Source organism: Maribacter litoralis (assembly GCF_902506355.1).
Taxonomy (GTDB): domain Bacteria; phylum Bacteroidota; class Bacteroidia; order Flavobacteriales; family Flavobacteriaceae; genus Maribacter; species Maribacter litoralis.
Window position 1 is genome coordinate 2205358 of sequence record NZ_LR733271.1, and the last position, 18769, is coordinate 2224126.

Genomic DNA, 18769 nt, shown 5'->3' on the forward strand with positions numbered 1-18769 from the left:
ATTGTTAAGATAATACTTAAATATATTACCTCGTCAATTCACTTATAATTAAGGGTTTTTTATTTTTAAAAACTCTTACCGTAGTTACTTTTATCGGTGTTATTGTAATTTCATTTCTAGTTTTTTGTACTAACGAGCTAACCATACTATTGATTTCATGGGTTGTTGTTACATTTAATTGGGGAACATAATGTAACTCAACAGTGTAATCTTTTTTTTGTAGCAGTTGTATCTCTCTAATGGTTTTAATTTGTTTTTCAAACAGCAAATGTAAATGTTCGCTTTTTATTCGTAATCCCGAGGGTAATTCTAAGCTGACCGATTGTCTACCTTTTACCGAAAACATTATGGGTAAAGGTATATCGCAATTGCATTGTTCTAAGGTATATTGACCACGATCACCTACCTCATACCTTATTAAGGGAAAAGCGTAATTATTTAAATCGGTAATTAATATTTTCCCTGTAACATTTGGTGGTACCGGTACATTATGATCATCTACATATTCAATATGCACAGCATCTTGCAAAATATGAAGTCCGGTTTGGTTTGGGCATTCTGCGGCTATCAATAAAACTTCTGTATTCCCATATTGGTCGCATACTGGTGCTCCAAAGGCTTTTTCCATAATCTTACGTTGATTTTCAAGTAATGGTGCCGATGTTACCCACACCATTTTAGGGGGGTGAATTTTTAAATTATAATCTAAAAGAAAGAGTGCAAATTCATATACAACGTCTACATACCCTTGTAAAAGAGCTGGCTTTAGTTTGTTGATTTTAAATACAAATTTTTTAACCTGTATTAGGTTCATTTCTGCTCCAGGTAAAAAAATTCTTTTTGTTGGCCACCACAAAATAGTATTACCAATCCTTTTTAGTAAAGAACGTTTGTAACGGTAAATAAATGCTTGGTTTTCGTAGGGTTTAATGCCCCACCAATTTAAAATACGCCATTGTAAAGAGGTAGTTGGAAATCTTAAATCGTGTAAAACCGAAACTGCTAATCCAGTACTGCCCGAAGAAGTCACTTTACGGGTATGCCATTTTTGAACTCCATTGACCTTAATGGTTTTGAAGTTTTTGGCAAGTTCATCTCGTGTAAGTGGCGGTAGTTTAAGAAATACTTCTGGTGAAATAAAACCGACGTCATCTAATACCTCTGCATATTTGTTACCGTAAAAAGAGGAGTTTTTAACGGCATGATTTACAAGTGCCTGTCTTTTTTTTAAATTTAAATCGTTAATATTTCCATTTAACAATTCTCTTTCGTTTTTTAAAAAAGAATTGTAAAGTGAAGGTTTTATTAGTTTGGTTTTAATGGAATAAATTATTTCCTTAAAATTTACCGCCATTTCTAAAGTTACTCATTTTAATTTGGGGATTGGTCGAGCAATATTCTATTTTCAAAATCTTGCATAATATAGTCTAATGACAAAAATTGGCTAGCATATATATGCGCATTTTTCCTCAAAGTTGATAAATTTTTGTTTGTGATAAGATAACTGATTCCTGAGGTTAATGCGTTTTCATCTTCGGGTTGTATTAAATGACCCATATTGTGAGAATTTACCAACCTGTACAAATCTGTGTTTTCTGTTGCGGTAATTAAGGCAATACCACCCACCGATAAAATGGTAGTAAGTTTTGAAGGCATTACTAAATCACTGGCATTTGCTTTTTGTATGACTAAATGAATATCGACCATATTTAAAAAGTCGTTAAAAACATCTTTGGGTTGTAAAGGTAAAAAGGTAATGTTGTGTAAATTTAATTGGTTAGCTCTTTCTTTTAATACCAATTGATAGGGTCCTGAACCGCAGATTAAAAATTTAATGTTTTTGTCGTTTATAAATTCTTTTGCCGATTTAAGTATAATCTCCAAGCCTTGTTTTTCTCCAATGGCACCCGAATACACAATAATTGTATCTTCTTTATGGTACCCGAATTTTGTTTTTAATTCAGCCTTATTATCTAGAGGAAAAAATAGAGAATTATCTGTCCAATTGGGGAGATAAAATACCTTTTTTTTGCATTTTTTTTCAATCTGATCGATCATACTTAGTGAGATACTACTGATTTTGTCTGAATGCTTAAAAATAAAACATTCAATACGTAGTAGCATATTGATGATGTATTTAGATTTTATCATGCCCAGTTTTAAGGCGGCCTCTATCTGTAGATCTTGTATATGGTGTACATGTCTGGTATTTTTAAGAATTTTATAAAAAGCACCTAAAACACCCGAAAGAAATGTTGGGGCAACAGAAATAACCAAATCAAATTTTTTCTTGAATAAAAAGTATAGTAGTAATACTAGTGCAGATGTAAAAAAGCTAACGTCGGAAAGTATACGTTTTAATCCGGTCGGCTTTTTAGGTACGTACATAGGGCATCTATATACTTTTATTGTTGTTTGTGTATCCTCAAGAAATACATTTTCTTTTAAATACCAGTATTTATTTTTGTCATAAGGCGCTTGCACTTCCCATTGTGGATAATAGGGATAGCTTGTTATTACAGAACATTCATGGCCTTTTTGGCATAGCCATTCCATCATTTCACCACTATACTTGCCAATACCTGTTAGTTCGGGTGAATAATTGTAGCCAATTAAAAGGATTCTTTTTTTCAAAATAATACTATTTAGTGAGGTGGGTATTTTAAACAACATTGTTGATTATAGATATTTTGATAGAAGGGGATAATATCTATTGTAGTAACCGAGAATAGGTTGGCGAAATTAGAGGATTAGCAGTAATTTTAGAATGCCACAAGATGAAACAATTAAGGTTGTTTAATCTTTACTTAAAAAACCAAAAGTGTAACTATTGCCACTATTATTAGGGTTAGGCCCACCTGGGTTTATTGAAATTAGTTGGTGTTATACTGGTGACGATATTGTCTTTGACATTTTTAGTTACTATTGACCCTGCGGTTATTACAGAATCTGTACCAACGGTTACATTTGGGGCTATAAAACAATTGGCCCCAATCCAACAGCCTTCTTTTAATGTAATAGGACCATTTCTATAGGGCATAGAAGGATTTTTGTAATTATGGTTTCCACCACATAGAAAACTACGTTGAGATATGCAGACATTATCCTCTATATGTAATGTTTCAAAATTCAATAGAAATGCCTCTTCACCGATCCATACATAATTACCTATTGAGAGTTTCCACGGAAAATGGATGTTTACCCTTGGTTTTATGATTACACCATGCCCGACCTTGGCACCGAACATTTTTAATATGCCAACCTTTAATTTACTAGGATAAGGCAATGCTGATAGGAAAAAAAGCGTTTTAAATAGATACCAAAATATCTCCTTAAATTTACTTGCACCACGGTCTAATCCTATTGAAGCATCAAAATCCTTTAAGGAAACCTTAGATTTAAAGTGATACATCTACAATGGCTTTAATATATTGTTCGGATGCTATTTCCATAGTGAAATTGTCTAAGTATACGTTATACGCACTTTCTTTCATTTTCGCTATTTCGTTTTGTGATAACGTAATATACTTTTTAAGAGCTTCAAAAGTTGCTTGTTCGGTATCTTCCGAAACAAGACCTCCATTCCCTTTTTCTATTTCACGCCAAATATTTACTTTGTTAGAGATAATTACAGGGCATTTGCATGCTAATGCTTCCACCACGGCAATTCCAAAATTTTCTTGATGACTAGGTAATATAAAGGCTTTTGCACCATAAAATGACGCCCATTTTTCTTCACCAGATATCATTCCAATAAATTTAACCTGTTGCTTTAAAAAAGAATTATGCGCTACCAAGTTATAAAGTTGTTGACCAAATTCACTTTCAATACCAGGACCGGCCAAAATTAATTTAGGCAGCATTATATCATCTTTTAGACCTTTGGAATAGGCATTTAATAGATTAAGCAATCCTTTTTTATGATGTAATCTACTTAAAAATAGAATATATTCTTCATTGGGTGATATGCCATGGCGTGCCTTAAAAGTAGCTATATCGGTAAGGTTTTTTGGTGGTGGTGGTAAAATGCCATAACCTATGTTCATCTCTTTTTGTGGGGTAAAGCCACTGAATGTAGTTCTAGCTAGTAATAACTCTTCTTCACAAGTATAGAGTATTCCGTTTGCACTATTCATTGTCTTTTTTTCTATTGCTTTCCAGAACAATGTATTTCGAATGGCTTTAAGTCTACGTTCTGGAGCTTTTTGAAAATAAGGATCCATCATACCATGGGTCATTATAAGGAATTTTGGTGTATCCTTATTTTTACGTTTAGCTTGGTATAACGCTTTTCTTACGGCATAACCGTGGTATTGCCATAACCCATGTACAATAATAACTTGGTATTGTGATATATTTTTATTCAACCATGGCAAAAGATGTTTTGAATAGGCCCAAGAAGAGGTTTTGCCACCTAATGCTATAATGTTAAAGTCATCTTTACCTAGGAAGGCGGCATCTGGCTCATCTAAACAGACTACATCGCTAACAATTGTCTTTGTGTCCAGATGGCCAATACTATTTCTAATACCTTGGCACATGCCGCCATATACGGGATCCATACTAGTGATAACGTTTAATACATTGGTCATAAAATAATAATGCGAATTATAGCTTATAATGAGTATCTCGTGCTAGGGCTGAGATAGTATTTGTCTGTAGAGCTGGTCTAATTGTCCTATCATTTTTTCCTGTTCAAAACGCTCCACATTTTTTAATCCTAAAGAAACAATTTTATTGCGATTTTCAGGAGTTAAGGTCAATACTTTATGAACTACGCTGGAAGCTTCAAAAGCCCATTTTTCAACATTATTCTTTGTTGGGCGTTTGGATATATAAAATGCCGCCTTTTCGCCTACTTCTGTCATTGGGGGTTGGTTGGTTGTAATTACTGGGCAGCCAGAGGCCATAGCCTCGGCAATAGGCCAACCAAAACCTTCGTCTAAAGAAGGATAAAGTAACAAAGATGCACCAGCATATGCATTTTTGACCATTTCATCTGTGCAATTTGATAAACAATGAATGTCTTTGTGAAATGGAGAGGCCGAGATTAAATTTTTTAATTTTTCATCTGGTGCTGTGCCTATTAATAACAACGGAATTTCAAGCTTAAATCTAAGCCGAAGTTGATCGTATATTTCAATAATACCTGTTCTGTTTTTATACCATTGATTACCACCAACATGTAATAGGTACCCTCCGGTCAATGAGATACCAGTTAGCTCGGTCAATAAAATTCTGGTGTCTGCTATGGGTTGTGGCGAAAAACTTCTGTTCATGGCATTGTACACTACTTGAGATATTTTAGGTGTAAACCCTAATAATCGATGTAGATCCGTTTGTGTTTTTTTAGACACAGATATAAAGTTTTTGCCTTGTGAATACCCGTTACGAATCATTTTTTGATAAAGCTTGCCGGTATACCCAGTACTGTTTTCTTCAATGCCTTCAAAAGCAGAACGTTGAGCTAAAAAATCATGACAATGTATAACATGTTTGTATTTTTTAACTAATGGTACCCATGGTCCTAAAGCATTATCTGTAAATACGAATAAGGTATTTTTATTTACGTTTCGTAATTTCATTTTAACCCTTAAAGGGAAAAATATATACTGATCAATATACCCAAGCCATTTTTTTAAGGTTTTAGGTGCCGGTAAAGAGCTGGCAATAGTAGTTGGTGACCAAACCTCGGTAGAATACCCATTTTTTTTCAAACCTTTGTTTAACATTTGGGTATAACGTGGCATACTTTGATGACCTATGAATGTTGGATGTGAAAAAAAAATGATGTTCATTTTATAAATCAAATTTTCACGAGTAATGTTTTTATTTTTTAAAAGATGCAATTAGAATACCGGTAGAGAATGTAGCGAAACCTAATGTTGTAATTTGTCCCCATTGCCCATTTGGTATTAATGTGAGACAAAAGCTTAAAAGTAGCCAAGGTAGCATGTTACCCATCCTAAGCATTTTATATGATGTAAGAGTTAGTTGAAAGCTAAGAATAATTCTAATGAAAATCATAATTAAGCCTAACAAAAGACCGGATTCACCGATAAGTCTTGCCCATTCATCTTCAGCATAAATCAGCATTACTTTATCTCCAGTCAAGAGTTTACCACCGGCATTGGTGCCTATACCAATTCCATGACCAAAAAACGGATTTTCAGCAGTACTTGTTACAGCGTTTACCATACCCCCTAAATAACGGTCAACAATAGTACCGCTTACACCTCCTTCATATTCTGTAGCGCCTTCAAAACGAGATATAAAAACTTCCATAGGTTTAGCTAAAAATCCAGTATTTATTAAAATTATAAATAGAGTGACGAACCCGGCAAAACCAAAGATTATTTTGGGGATATACTTAGACTTGTGAAAAGCCGCAATTAGCATAAAAAAAACTGTAATGATTGTTTGGTATAAAAGTGTACGGCTTATTGAAAAAGGAATAGCTGCTAATAATCCTAAAGTCGCTAGAATTAATAATAAGCGATTGATATTTTGTTGCTTAAACCAAAAATACATTATAAAGCAGGCAACAACACCATAAAATTGAGTGAGTCCAGAAATAAAAGAAAAAGTACCTGGAGGCCTGAAAAAACCTAAAGCCCCTGAAAAACCAGCACCTTCTAAATCTCCACCTAAACCTCTATTTACCCATGCGGACTGCGGGCTGTAAAATTGTAAAATCATTAGGATTGTCATAGGTAAAGATATCCAAATTAATATTTTTCCAACTTTTAAAACATCTACTTTGTTGAATATATTACCAATAACAAATATAAGTGGAAACTGAATTAGTAGTATTCTTACTCCGTAAACACTAACTCCTATATTACCATGACCTACCAGAAAAGTTGTGCCAAAAGCTATTATTGTTATAAAGACGGTGGATAAAATGTAAATATTCAATCTTAACAATCCATTTTTCAAAGCTATTAATATTATAAGCAATGCCAATGGGTCACGGATAAGAGCTAAAGGTCCAGATAAAAAAGGGAGGAACCATTTTCGTAATGCTCCCTCAAATAGCAATAAAAAAAGATAGGTCCATATACCTATTTTAATTAATTTCTCAGCACTTTGTCTACTGTTTGTATAAACTGAATCTGTCATTTACTATGAGCCGAATGGCTAAACTATGTTTTATAATAATAAGAGTGGGCGTAAATTTTCTATAATTTTATCGAAATCATAATTATCAATAATAGTTTTAGAAGATGAAGTCCAGGATAGTTGATTTTTCAGTAGAATTTTTTCAAGATTTATGGTTATGGCATCGGTATCTTCTGTTTTAAATACAAACCCATTATTACCGTTTTTAACTAAATCGCAGGAACAACCTGTAAGGTCAGAAAGAAGTAAAGGAAGGTCAAAATTCATGGCTTCATTTACAGATAGACCCCAATTTTCACCTAAAGATGAGCACATAACAAATAAATCACCTATAGCATAATATTCTGCTATTTTAGATTGATTTACAAAACCGGTCAGAATAACTTGTTTTAATTGGTATTTCTCGATATAGTTCTCCATAGAGGTTCTTAATTCACCTTCACCCACCATTATAAGCCAACAATTTGGGCTGTTCAAACTTTTAAAAGCATGCAATAAATCTAGGGGTCTTTTTTTATCAATATATTTTCCTGAAAAAATAATGATTTTATCACTTGCTGGAATACCCAGCTTCATTTTTATATTAGAAATGTTAGGTTTTATAACTTTAAATTGTGCTTTAAATCTATCATTGTCCACTGCGTATGGGCACGAAACCAATCTCTTTTCCTTAATCTGATAACTCTTATAAAAAAGCTTGTTCTGTGAACCTATATAAAGGAACTTATCTATCCTGGGAAATAAAAAATACTTTAAACCAATTTTTTTTATTTTTTGCTTCAAACCTTTCTTATAATACTCATGGCTTAAAGGCATATCGTTCCTCAAACATATGGTGTGCCCCTTAAGTTTACCCAGCATTAAAACCATAAAATGAGTAAAATAGTTCCACCCATGTATAATTATTACAGCTTTAGGTTCACGAAATAATTGTTTGATCAACCCAAGATTTACCAACCCAAAAAAACCTTTTGATATGGAAGGCTTCCAGGAATAATTTTTAAAAAATCGGTAAGAATATCCATTTAATAATGGAATGTCCCATGTAATTTTGACTCCAAATTCTTTATCGAAACCTCCTTTTATAGATTCATCTGAACAATACCAAGCTTCGGTATTTACCCCTTGATCATTCATGTATTTGTACATAGGAGCAAAATACTGTATAGGATGAGAATTTATAAATATTATTTTTTTGGACATAAATCAAATTTAGCTTCTAAGAGTATTTTCAATTACTTCTGTTAATTTTTGGCCATAGTCGCCCCACGTCCAATTCTTAGCTGTTTCCATAGCTGCTTTGCCAGCTGCTTCAATCTTTTCTGGGTTAGCAATTAGATATTCAATTTGCTCTCTCAAAGCTTTGGTGGAACCTGCTTCAATAAGCCATCCGTCCTTATTATGGGTCATAATATCGGGTCCTGCAGTACGGTCTGTAGTAATTACAGGAGTGCCTTGAGACATTGCTTCAGTGATTACTAGTCCAAAACCTTCAAAAAGTGAGGGAAATATCAATACATCGCTTTCTCTCATTAGCTCAAGAACTTTGTCATTCGATAAGGTTGGTATCCAATTGTGTTTTGCCAAGCCATCATTTAAAGGTTTACAATTATCACTTGCTTTATAACCAACTATTGTTAATTCAACATGCTTCTTTAATGTTTCAACAGCAGTAAAAAGATTTGCAATCCCTTTTCTTTGGGTAAGCCCTCCAACGAATAATAGTTTTAATGGTCTTGTTTTACTTGGTTGGGAATATTTTTTTATGTTTGTGGTGACAGGGGGAAAACCATAAGGTATTACGTGTATTGGGGCTAATTGACCGGGATAAGATTTTAGTGTTTTTGCAGTAAAACTACTTGCAACAAAAATGGCATCTGCTAATTGTAATTCTTCATCTTTTTGTTTAAGTTTTTTTTCAGAATCATTGAAGCCCGTTAGGGTTGAGGCCCATTCTGGCCATTTTTCCTGTTCAATTGTTAAAAGCCTGTGTGATTCTCTCCAATATCCGATAGGTAGGTCATAAAAATTTTTGATACCCAAGCTTTTGGCTCTTCTAAAAGACTGTACTGCAAAATCCTCAAAACTATAAACTCCTCCAACATTTCTTTTTTGAGCTTTTACAAGATTTCGTGCTACTTTTTGGTCTAATCTTCTACTAACTGCATCTATATGAAATATTCCTGAGTCTTGATTAATTAGACTAGTTATACCGGCTTTTGTTGCTATTTGTCTGCAAATTTCGCTCAACGGACTTGTTTTTACATAGGGTTCTAAAACAGGGTCAAATCGTCTTCTTCTAATTTCTGAAAGGCCTTTGATATTACTTAAAAAATCCCAATATGTATTGGGAAAAACAGCTATTGTTGTATAATATTCATGTAAAAGACCTGCCTTGTAAATTTCCAATGAAGCAGATTTTGCATTGGTATTGTTGGTGATATGAGAAAATAGTAATTTCATTTTAATGAATTTGGTCCAATCATTTTGCATCAGTTTAATGTCGACAATTAGTGCAGTTTTTTGTTTAGGTTTTCATTTCTTGTAAGAAATTTTACACATTGCACGGCTTATTTTCAAAGGCTAGAATATCATCGTTTTTCTAATAATCTAATTACAGTCTTAAGTGGTAGAACAACTTTAAACCTTCAAGGAGTCTAGGAATAATTTTGCAACTTTGGTGACCGTGGTATCAATTTTGGGAATAGCTTGAGAATTTTTAATCAATTTATTGAAATCTCCAACTTGGTAATTCATCACAGTAAAATTGTTTTCTTTTATCTTTACTTTAGTTGTCCAATCTCTTGCAACACATAGCACCGGTAAATTATGAAGATGCATTGCAGCAACTGATCCGCTTTTTTCGGACAGAACCAAGGGAGTTGTAGAAATACCATAATCTGCATCTGATAGAATATTGGAAATTTCTTTTCTGGGTTTCTCCCCCAATATTTCAAAATTTACGCTATTTTTTTTGCAGATTATTGACCAATTAGTTAGTTCTTTTCCATTTCTACCAACGAAAATCATTTTCATAGATAAGTTGTTTGTGCTAGCGAAATTTTTTGCTTCCATGATAAAGGAATCAATAGGGGAGTTGGGTTGAATTCCACCAAAAACTAAAAAGTTAAGATTTTTACTCTTGTGGATCAACTTTTTTTTATCGCTAATTATGCTATCTATTTTATTTTCCCTGGGAATATTTGAAAACAATGGTAAGTAGCTAGAATTAAACCCTATATCATCAAGTATTTGGCGATATAAGTGAGTCTGGGTGTGAACTATACTTGGTTTTATTTTTTGTAATAAAGAGCGTATTATCTGTATTTGTACTTTTCCAATTAAAATATCTTTAATACTGGCACCAACTTCTATTCCAATAGCTAATTCATGAAACATAATATGCCATTTTCTTCCTTTGCCTAATTTTAGAAGTTTTGAGCTTATACCAATTGGTATTCCTTTTTGGGAAAAAGAATAAGGTACATATTGTAAACTTAGCCAGTTAGGATTTATCTTATCTATCCATGAGTAAGCTAATTTATAACGTTTTTTTTGGGCTAGTGTATTAGGTAATCTATAAACTTCTACATTAACACCATCTTCATTTTGAGTAGTTTCTTCTGGTTTGGAGACCGAACCGTCATTAATAGCAAGTATACCGACTGTAATGCCAAGTTTGTATAAAGTAGCGCAGAGTCTTCTGGTATAATCTCCAACACCGTCACGACCAGGATCTACACTTCCGCATATAAAGATGACTTTCATTTTAAAAATTTTCTGTAGTACATTTATAGTAACACATCCATCTTAAATTTATGTCTTTAATCCTTTAATGAAGAAAGCAAAATTTACAATATGAAATAATGCTTCTCTGTAAAGTGATTTAATAACTGACGGTTTTTTGTATTTTATATTTGATAAATTAAAGTGGTCACCTACTTTGTTCCATTTTATATCCCAAATATCCTCTAGCCAAAATTTTCTAAAAGTATATTGGTCAAGGAGCTTTAAACTTTCACGATCATACCAGTAAAATTCTTCTTCCTTAGGATTCTTAAAAATGATACCTTGTTTAATCCATCCATCGGTCCATTTTTGGGGAGCAGGTGCCAAACCATCGCCTTCTTGCTTCGCATAATTATAGCTACTATGGTACATTCTTAACCTATGATACCAAGGTTTACTATTGGCTATACTTTCTAAAATACAATAGTATCTCATTTTTGCTCTTTGTCTGCTAAGAGAAAGTAGATTGCAGTGTAAAAATTTAATTTCATTTAAAAAAAGGGTAGGTGAGTTTTCGTTAAACGGAATGCGCGTACTATGTATAAATTCTGGTTTGTGTTTGCTGCCATCATCTATAAAACCTAACGGCCACCCTCCTTGTTCTTCATACCTTATAACTTGTTTTACACCATCATAAAATGTAGGTTTTTCAAAAAATAGGACAGTACCTGCTTCACTTGATCTAATATTTTCCCATTCATTAGATTTTAAGGAGCTGAAAGCTAAAATCTCGTCAGCATCTATAGCCAATAGAATATTGTTTTCACCGTATTTTTCTCTTGCTGTATTAATTAATAGTGTTTGTCTTTCTGCTTCATTAAAAGCAGTAGAATTATTTTCAATAATATCCACTTTTGGATATTTTTTAGCTATTAACATTCCATTGTCATCAGAGTTTTGATTTGCAATTAGTATATGATCTGCAAAGCAAGAAGTGGTTTTTAAGAAAGTATCTAGGATCCACTCTTCATTTTTTATTGGAGTTAGGACGACTATTTTTCTATAATTCAAATCCATATACTTATTTATATTTTATAATCAATTTTTGATGAATTCTTCATAAGCCACTGTTTAAAATTCTTTAAAAGATATGGGTTAGCATTTATTTAAAAGTAGCGGGTTTTGATGTCCTTATTTAGTATTTAATTTTCTTACTCCAATTTTTTTAGCAGGAATACCTCCCCATATTTCGAATGCGGGTATAGGTTTTGTAACCACTGCACCAGCACCAATTATACAACCATCACCTAAATTAACCCCAGATAATACTACGACATTTACACCTAACCAAACATCTTTACCAATATTAATGGCTTTTTTGCTATCCGGTTGCCTTTCATTCTTTGGTAATAATTCTGTGGAATGATTATGGTCAATAAATTTACATCCAGAAGCGATCATACTGTCTTTTCCTATAATTATACGATCAGTGATGTTAAACTCACAGTTAGCACCGAGAAATACATTTTCATTTATAATTATCGACGGTCCTTTTTCCCATATACCATCATATTTAAAAAGGATGTTGGATTCTAACTGACAGTTATTACCTATTTCAACTTGGTGCGGCCAGGTAATACTAGTTTTTGGAAGGTTTGTTCCTTTACCTATTTGCATACCTAAAAGACGATAATATTTCTTTCTTAAAAAGGAAGTAATAGATGCTAAATATCGAAATCTAAATACGAAAAAAACCTTTTGTATAAATTTGCTAACCACTTTTTTTTAATTAATGTAGTAGACGTTTGTAGTCTACCGTGTATTGTAAACTTTGGTTTCTTTCACCAATTTTTTTGGCGGGTACACCTCCCCAAATTTCAAAAGGAGGTACGGATTTTGTTACTACAGCTCCAGCAGCTACTAGACAACCTTTTTGTAACGTTACACCAGGTAAAATCATAGCTCGGGTACCGATCCATACATAATCTTCTATTGTAACGGGTTTGTTTTGTCCTTGAAAATTGGGAGAGTAGGGGTCATGGTCCGCTGTTAATATTATTACTTCTTCAGAAATAGAAACATTTTCACCTATGGTAATAGTTCCTCTTGCATCCATTCTACATTTTGCATTGATCACACAATTATTACCCATTGTAAATCTAGAAGAGTTGTCAAAACTACAGTTTAACAAAATATAGCTTTTCTGGCCAATGTTATGTTTCATTATGGTTCTATAATACCATAACCTAAGTCTATGACTTGGTATTTTGGCAATGACTTTATTGCATATATATAATTTTAATTCCGCAAAAAAATATTTCATTTACTAATGTTCTAGAAGGATGTTTTTAGTTTGAATATTTTAAAAAAGCCATATCCACTATGTGTTGCTAATTGAACCGTACCTATAATTATATTTAAAAATAACACTCCTGTTAAGCTAGTAACATCTGTGACCCAAATAGCAAGACAAAGTGTTGCTAAATTTAGGGGAATTGAAATGGTGGGATTTATTATCCAGCCACGGCTAGAATAGAGTGAGAATACAATTCCTGAAAAAACACTTAAACAACCTCCAATGACCGCTAAGAATAATTCAAATTTTAAATTGGCGTATTGCGGTCCTAAAACCCAAAGAATTGCTTCTGGAAATAGATAGACGAATCCAATTAAAATACCGAAAATACCTATAACTAGAATTTGAACTTGAATAAATCTTTTAAATAATAAATTAAACGTGTTTTCTAATCTTGCAAATCTAGGTACAACCAACATACCAAAAATGATGGAGACTAAATTAATAACCATTGCTATTCTACCTAATGCACCTATTTCTGCAATAGAAGTGGTAGAACCAAAAATAGATAAAATCCATATCGTAATTTGACCAGATATACTGTAATAAAGTGCTTCTGGTAATACCCTTTTAACCGTAACAGACATTTTCTTTTTTAATGCAGTTGAAGGTTTTTGGTGCCAGTCGGCATATGGTTTAGCTATTTTCTTTAAGTTGAAATTGCCTAAGATTTGTGGAATGCTTGCTGAAAATATTGCTACCACAGCAAAAGGAAACAGGATAAGGGACAAGCCTAAAAGAAATAACCTGCCTAAGTTAACAAGAACTAGGTTTTTTTGTAATGGAACTATATCTTGTTTAAGTTTTGGCGCTATTTGTAAAAGAACATCCGATAGTTGCGTGTAAAACACTGGTATTAAACCTAGAACTATAAGAATGGTCATTAAAATACTTGCATCATTTATATATAATAAATACGAAAGAATGGGTATGCCTAATATTAGGCTGCCTATTGCAAATTTTTTTCTAAAGTCAAAACCTGTTACTAAAACTTCGCCCAGTTTTTCTTTATTTTTCCAGACCTTGCCGCCTTCAGACATTACTGCTATGGGGATCCCTGCATTTGCGAGCATTACCATGGTACTTAGCATGGTATTAGCCAATGTATATAAAGCATATTCATCAGTGGATAAAAGCCTAATAACCAAAACTCCACTTAATAGACCTATAGCTTGCACCCCAACTTGTGCTGTGCCGGTTACACCTAATAGTTTTGCCCAATCTGTGGCCCTTTTGAAAAGAGGGTGAGATTTTATTTTTTTTAGCATTTAAAATTAAGAACTGATGTTTAGAATTAAAATTCTATATGGTATTATATAGCTAGCTTTTAAATTGGAGCGGGCTGTTTTTAGCCTTATTTTGAAACTTGCTTTTTAATTTTAAAATAGGCTTTTCCATTATACGATATGAAATTTCCGCAAAGACTAAGCTAATTAAAATCCTTAAGCTTGTAACCATTAATAAATTTGAGAAACTACCTGAAACCCTTAATGGTTCCAAGGCTAAAAATATAAGATAATGGTAGACATATATGCCATATGAGCGTTGTCCAAACCAAAGTAAAATTTGGTTGCCTAAAATTTTATTAGAAGGATATTTTACTGCAAACAAGATGATTATGAGTGCCAAAATGTTTGTAGCTACAAACCCCCCGTAGCGCCATATGGTATTGTCTACATCTAAAAACAATACCAAAAAACCTAATATAATTAAGAGTAGAAATAATCCAATATTTGGTTGAATTTTTATATTGAACGAGGTTTTATTTTCACTTAATGCTATTGCGGCTAAACCACCAAGCATTATAGCATCAATTCTGCAAAAAGTAAATCTATAAGAATCTATAGAAAAGAAACCAAAATGCATGGGTTCAATGGTATTTGTATAAAATACCCATATTCTAAACACCGTAATTATAAGTATGCAAATGCCTATAATGGTAATTTGTTTCTTTTTAGACAGTTTAAAAATTAGACCTGCCATTAAAATGGGCCAAAATAGATAAAAGTGCTCTTCAACTGATAATGACCATAAGTGAACTAAGGGACCTAAATAGGATTCATTCACAAAATTCACAAAATAAAAAAGACTAGAAAGTACAATTAATAATGGACTTTCATTACCTGTAGGAGAAATAAAAGACTGGTATATTAAGTAAAGAATAATGCAAACCGCCAGCGGAGGTAGTAATCTTAGAAATCTTTTAATATAAAAATTAAAGTAAGAGATATTACCATAAAGGGTAAACTCTTTTAAAAGAATAGCAGTGATCAAATAACCACTAAGAACAAAAAAAAGATCTACTCCTAAAAAGCCACCGCTAATTTTACCATAAGAAGCATGCACCAATAAAACGCATATTACGGCAATGCCTCTTAAACCATCTAAGCTGGGATTATATTTAAATATATGTGACATAATTTTATAAAAAGAACTGTTTATCTTTTATTTCTGATCACCATATCCGTAATTGCTATTTGCCTCGGTATCATTAAGTACCACCATCATATTTTTTAGTTTATTGTTACTATATATGTCATTTAGAATTTTAACATCCTTCTTAAGCGAAAAATTTTGCCTTACTATAAAGACAGTGGCGTCTATATTAGGCACAAAAGCAAAAGCATCGGCTACTTTACCTATAGGTGCAGAGTCTATAATAATATGATCATAGTGTTGTTTCAATTCTTCGATTAGCGAGCCTATTCTTTCATGAAGCATAAGTTCACCTGGATCTGCTGGTATAGGACCAGATCCGATGACATCTAAATTTTCATAATTTGGTACCTTGACCAATAGGTCTTTACTTGTCCATTTATGATCCATAATATAATCTGTAATACCAATACTCTCTTTTAAGTTTAAACGCTGCAATAATTTAGGAGCCCTAAGATCAAAACTTAAAGCAACTACTTTTTTTCCGCTTAGGGCCAAACTAGCTGCAAAATTAATGGTGAAAAAAGTTTTACCTTCCCCGGCATTGCTAGAAGTAACCAATAAAACTTTATTTGCTTTGTCTATGGTCAAATAACTCAGGTTAAAACGCATAAGCCTGAACAATTCTGCAATGGCACTAGTATTGTTTTTATGAACAATTAGATTTTTACGATCGGTGTTGTGCGATATTTGACCTAATAAAGGGGCGTTTGTAAATTTTTCTATATCTCCTATTGCAGAAATTTTATTGTTTAATTGGTCTTTGACAAAAACAAATGAGAATGGAATAAATAGACCAAAAATTAATGCTCCCAAATAAATAGAGGTTTTATTAGGGCTTACCGGAAAACGACCTGCCTTAGGTGGATCTACTATACGTGTATTTGATATAGGCGCTTCTAACGATAATGCTTCTTCCTCTCTTTTTTGAAGTAAGTAAAGATATAAGTCTTGTTTAATTCCTTGATCTCTATTGATAGTTTGTAATGCACGTTCTGCAGTGGGTACCTTAGCTATTTTGGCTTGAGTTCTATAAGAATTAGCTTTTACATTTTTTTGCGCAATGAGTAAGCCATCTTTAATATTTCTAAGATTTTCTAAAATATCTATTCTAAGATCTGTTAAAGTTCTGTCAAGGGAAACTACCAAAGGGTTATCTGCCGGTGTGGTGCGAACAAGCGTCTTCCGTTCCAGTTGTTTAGAGTTGAATTGAGAAATTAAACCCGATAACGTTGGATCTTGTATATTCAATGAGCTAGGTACCAATCTTTCATCTCCATTTTGTCTTAAATAACTTTCTATAGAGTTTAAGATGTCTATTTGAGTTTGATATTCATCTAATTGTCTACTTGCCAGTTGAGCACTTTGTAAATAAACTGCAGCATCAGAACTTATATTGGTAAGGTCGTTTTGTTGTTTATACGTTGCAACATCATTTTCCACACTTGCAATTTCTCCTGTCAATAATTTTAGTCGTTCATCAATAATTTCAATAGTACCTATGGCCAATTGATTTTGGTATTTGACCGATTCTTCGGCATAGAGTTCAATTAGCGTTTGTAAAATATCTTTTCCTCGTTGTGGAATGGCATCTAACAAACTTAGGGATAGTAAACTACCTGTTGTGTTTACCGATTCCACTACTAATTGTCCACTATAGTTTATTGCCATATCTTCAATATTGGTGAATCTGGTCTGTATTGGGGTTACATCTATAAAATCTTTGGTGTAATGTGGGTTTCTAATAACCTGAAAAAATTTCTTACCTGTATGTATGGTATCACCAAATTGGTAAGTGCCGGCTTGTACTTCTGTAGAAGCCGTGGTACTTTTTAGATTAAAACTTAATGAATCTATTGGGCTAATTATTAAGGGCAAGCTAGACGTGGGCTGCGATGCTCTACTTGAAAGAAGGTAAAAAGGTATATTTCTCCAATATATGTCAATGTCTTTAACTTGACCCTCAATACTATAAGCCACATTGAGAGCTAACTCTTCCATTACCTTTTCCATAAAATAGGAAGATGTAATGATACCTATTTGATCTTCAATATTAGTGGAAGGTTTCACCAAGCCTAAATCTCCTAAGGACTGCTCAGAATTAGTTGAAGACCCTTTATCCTTATCCTTGATTAGTACCGTACTGGTAATTTGATATTGGGGTATGGCTTTATACCTTAAATATAGAAAGGCCGCCAACACACATAAGAAAATACCAATTGCGAAGAGATACCAGTGTTTTATATATGAAGCTAAAAAATCTCTTATATTGGTGTTATCTGAGTTCACTGTACTTGAATTAAGTTCAAACATAAGGTTGAGGTCTATCTAAAATTTAATATCACTAAAGATGCAGCGGAAATAATACCTAAAACCAATGAAATATTAGATCTGGTTAGGCTAGATTGATCTTTACGAGCGGTTACCGGTTCAACATACACAATATCATTGGGTTGTAAATAATAATACGGCGAATCTAAAATGGCCTTGTCGTTTAAATCTAATTGGGCTACGGTACGTACTCCATTAGCTTCATTAATGATCTTAATATTTTCTCGTTTTCCATAAATGGTCAAATCACCGGCCATGCCCAAGGCTTCTATTAAATTAATGCGCTCTGAAGGCACTAGAAAAGTGCTAGGACTTCTAACTTCTCCCAAAACGGTTATTCTATAATTGAGGTAGCGAATACTAACCATAGGATTGCCAAGGTAATTGGTCAGTAAGTTGGTTAGACTCAATTTGGCTTCTGCCTTTGTTTGTCCCCCAATTTTTATTCTACCTAAAATTGGAAAGTCTATAATACCGTTTTCATCTACCAGATAGCCTTCTTGAGAGTTGACGGATGCCGAGTTAGTTGATGTTGTGTTAGAAGAAATACGATTAAAAGGTGCTGCCGCTGCAGGATTGGCATCGGTAACCGAAATCTGCAATAAATCACCTGTTTGAATTATAGGTTGTTTTGGTTTTAAGGTAATGTCTTCTGTGAGCAATTTTTCATCACCATAATTGCTAAAGTACCCTAGGTTTCTTCGTGAACATGAGAATATTAGGGGTAGGAGAATGAAAATGATGATGTTTCTCTTATTGATTACGGATTTCATATAAAATATATAGTGTTAATTT

At 33.1% G+C, this 18769-nt stretch carries 16 protein-coding genes; all 16 read right to left on the reverse strand.

Annotated elements, in window-relative coordinates; genetic code table 11:
- Positions 1 to 25 precede the first annotated feature (25 nt).
- Positions 26 to 1354 (reverse strand): phenylacetate--CoA ligase family protein, encoded by a 1329-nt coding sequence (locus EXIGUO8A_RS09230; protein ID WP_159302900.1) that lies wholly within the window; start codon positions 1352 to 1354, stop codon positions 26 to 28.
- 17 nt (positions 1355 to 1371) lie between these two features.
- Entirely contained in the window at positions 1372 to 2634 is a 1263-nt protein-coding gene (locus EXIGUO8A_RS09235; protein WP_236564460.1) for a WcaI family glycosyltransferase, read from the reverse strand.
- A 214-nt stretch (positions 2635 to 2848) separates the two neighbouring features.
- Complete coding sequence (locus tag EXIGUO8A_RS09240; protein WP_159302902.1) at positions 2849 to 3412, reverse strand: WcaF family extracellular polysaccharide biosynthesis acetyltransferase; 564 nt, start codon at positions 3410 to 3412, stop codon at positions 2849 to 2851.
- Entirely contained in the window at positions 3399 to 4592 is a 1194-nt protein-coding gene (locus EXIGUO8A_RS09245) for a glycosyltransferase (RefSeq protein ID WP_159302903.1), read from the reverse strand. The genes EXIGUO8A_RS09240 and EXIGUO8A_RS09245 overlap by 14 nt, the downstream gene beginning before the upstream one ends.
- Positions 4593 to 4634: 42 nt before the next feature.
- Positions 4635 to 5798 carry a glycosyltransferase family 4 protein gene (locus EXIGUO8A_RS09250; RefSeq protein WP_159302904.1) on the reverse strand — a complete coding sequence of 388 codons (1164 nt, stop codon included), beginning with the start codon at positions 5796 to 5798 and terminating at the stop codon, positions 4635 to 4637.
- Positions 5799 to 5829: 31 nt separating this feature from the next.
- Positions 5830 to 7122 carry a hypothetical protein gene (locus tag EXIGUO8A_RS09255; protein ID WP_159302905.1) on the reverse strand — a complete coding sequence of 431 codons (1293 nt, stop codon included), beginning with the start codon at positions 7120 to 7122 and terminating at the stop codon, positions 5830 to 5832.
- A 30-nt stretch (positions 7123 to 7152) separates the two neighbouring features.
- Positions 7153 to 8325 carry a glycosyltransferase family 4 protein gene (locus EXIGUO8A_RS09260; protein ID WP_159302906.1) on the reverse strand — a complete coding sequence of 391 codons (1173 nt, stop codon included), beginning with the start codon at positions 8323 to 8325 and terminating at the stop codon, positions 7153 to 7155.
- 9 nt (positions 8326 to 8334) lie between these two features.
- Positions 8335 to 9585, reverse strand: a complete 1251-nt coding sequence (locus EXIGUO8A_RS09265) for a glycosyltransferase family 4 protein (RefSeq protein WP_159302907.1) — start codon at positions 9583 to 9585, stop codon at positions 8335 to 8337.
- 177 nt (positions 9586 to 9762) lie between these two features.
- Positions 9763 to 10890 carry a glycosyltransferase family protein gene (locus EXIGUO8A_RS09270; RefSeq protein WP_159302908.1) on the reverse strand — a complete coding sequence of 376 codons (1128 nt, stop codon included), beginning with the start codon at positions 10888 to 10890 and terminating at the stop codon, positions 9763 to 9765.
- Positions 10891 to 10938: 48 nt separating this feature from the next.
- On the reverse strand, positions 10939 to 11928 hold the full coding sequence (locus EXIGUO8A_RS09275; protein ID WP_159302909.1) for a glycosyltransferase family 2 protein: 990 nt from the start codon (positions 11926 to 11928) through the stop codon (positions 10939 to 10941).
- A 114-nt stretch (positions 11929 to 12042) separates the two neighbouring features.
- Positions 12043 to 12528, reverse strand: coding sequence for an acyltransferase (locus EXIGUO8A_RS09280; RefSeq protein ID WP_236564461.1), 486 nt, complete (start codon positions 12526 to 12528; stop codon positions 12043 to 12045).
- 112 nt (positions 12529 to 12640) lie between these two features.
- Positions 12641 to 13174: an acyltransferase gene (locus tag EXIGUO8A_RS09285; RefSeq protein ID WP_159302911.1), complete on the reverse strand. Its 534-nt coding sequence runs from the start codon at positions 13172 to 13174 to the stop codon at positions 12641 to 12643.
- Between the two features lie 11 nt (positions 13175 to 13185).
- The gene (locus EXIGUO8A_RS09290) at positions 13186 to 14475 is read right to left on the reverse strand and encodes an MATE family efflux transporter (protein WP_159302912.1); all 1290 of its coding nucleotides are present in this window, start codon (positions 14473 to 14475) and stop codon (positions 13186 to 13188) included.
- 52 nt (positions 14476 to 14527) lie between these two features.
- Positions 14528 to 15625 (reverse strand): acyltransferase family protein, encoded by a 1098-nt coding sequence (locus EXIGUO8A_RS09295; RefSeq protein ID WP_159302913.1) that lies wholly within the window; start codon positions 15623 to 15625, stop codon positions 14528 to 14530.
- A 27-nt stretch (positions 15626 to 15652) separates the two neighbouring features.
- On the reverse strand, positions 15653 to 17956 hold the full coding sequence (locus EXIGUO8A_RS09300; RefSeq protein WP_159302914.1) for a GumC family protein: 2304 nt from the start codon (positions 17954 to 17956) through the stop codon (positions 15653 to 15655).
- A gap of 11 nt (positions 17957 to 17967) precedes the next feature.
- Positions 17968 to 18747 carry a polysaccharide biosynthesis/export family protein gene (locus EXIGUO8A_RS09305; protein WP_159302915.1) on the reverse strand — a complete coding sequence of 260 codons (780 nt, stop codon included), beginning with the start codon at positions 18745 to 18747 and terminating at the stop codon, positions 17968 to 17970.
- Positions 18748 to 18769: the final 22 nt, after the last annotated feature.

What these genes read in the sequence shown, in the direction of transcription:
- EXIGUO8A_RS09230 (WP_159302900.1), bottom strand. Translation starts at nt 1,354, where the DNA reads ATGGCGGTAAATTTTAAGGAAATAATTTATTCCATTAAAACCAAACTA.
- EXIGUO8A_RS09240 (WP_159302902.1), bottom strand. Translation starts at nt 3,412, where the DNA reads ATGTATCACTTTAAATCTAAGGTTTCCTTAAAGGATTTTGATGCTTCA.
- EXIGUO8A_RS09245 (WP_159302903.1), bottom strand. Translation starts at nt 4,592, where the DNA reads ATGACCAATGTATTAAACGTTATCACTAGTATGGATCCCGTATATGGC.
- EXIGUO8A_RS09250 (WP_159302904.1), bottom strand. Translation starts at nt 5,798, where the DNA reads ATGAACATCATTTTTTTTTCACATCCAACATTCATAGGTCATCAAAGT.
- EXIGUO8A_RS09255 (WP_159302905.1), bottom strand. Translation starts at nt 7,122, where the DNA reads ATGACAGATTCAGTTTATACAAACAGTAGACAAAGTGCTGAGAAATTA.
- EXIGUO8A_RS09260 (WP_159302906.1), bottom strand. Translation starts at nt 8,325, where the DNA reads ATGTCCAAAAAAATAATATTTATAAATTCTCATCCTATACAGTATTTT.
- EXIGUO8A_RS09265 (WP_159302907.1), bottom strand. Translation starts at nt 9,585, where the DNA reads ATGAAATTACTATTTTCTCATATCACCAACAATACCAATGCAAAATCT.
- EXIGUO8A_RS09270 (WP_159302908.1), bottom strand. Translation starts at nt 10,890, where the DNA reads ATGAAAGTCATCTTTATATGCGGAAGTGTAGATCCTGGTCGTGACGGT.
- EXIGUO8A_RS09275 (WP_159302909.1), bottom strand. Translation starts at nt 11,928, where the DNA reads ATGGATTTGAATTATAGAAAAATAGTCGTCCTAACTCCAATAAAAAAT.
- EXIGUO8A_RS09280 (WP_236564461.1), bottom strand. Translation starts at nt 12,528, where the DNA reads ATGCAAATAGGTAAAGGAACAAACCTTCCAAAAACTAGTATTACCTGG.
- EXIGUO8A_RS09285 (WP_159302911.1), bottom strand. Translation starts at nt 13,174, where the DNA reads ATGAAATATTTTTTTGCGGAATTAAAATTATATATATGCAATAAAGTC.
- EXIGUO8A_RS09290 (WP_159302912.1), bottom strand. Translation starts at nt 14,475, where the DNA reads ATGCTAAAAAAAATAAAATCTCACCCTCTTTTCAAAAGGGCCACAGAT.
- EXIGUO8A_RS09295 (WP_159302913.1), bottom strand. Translation starts at nt 15,625, where the DNA reads ATGTCACATATATTTAAATATAATCCCAGCTTAGATGGTTTAAGAGGC.
- EXIGUO8A_RS09300 (WP_159302914.1), bottom strand. Translation starts at nt 17,956, where the DNA reads ATGTTTGAACTTAATTCAAGTACAGTGAACTCAGATAACACCAATATA.
- EXIGUO8A_RS09305 (WP_159302915.1), bottom strand. Translation starts at nt 18,747, where the DNA reads ATGAAATCCGTAATCAATAAGAGAAACATCATCATTTTCATTCTCCTA.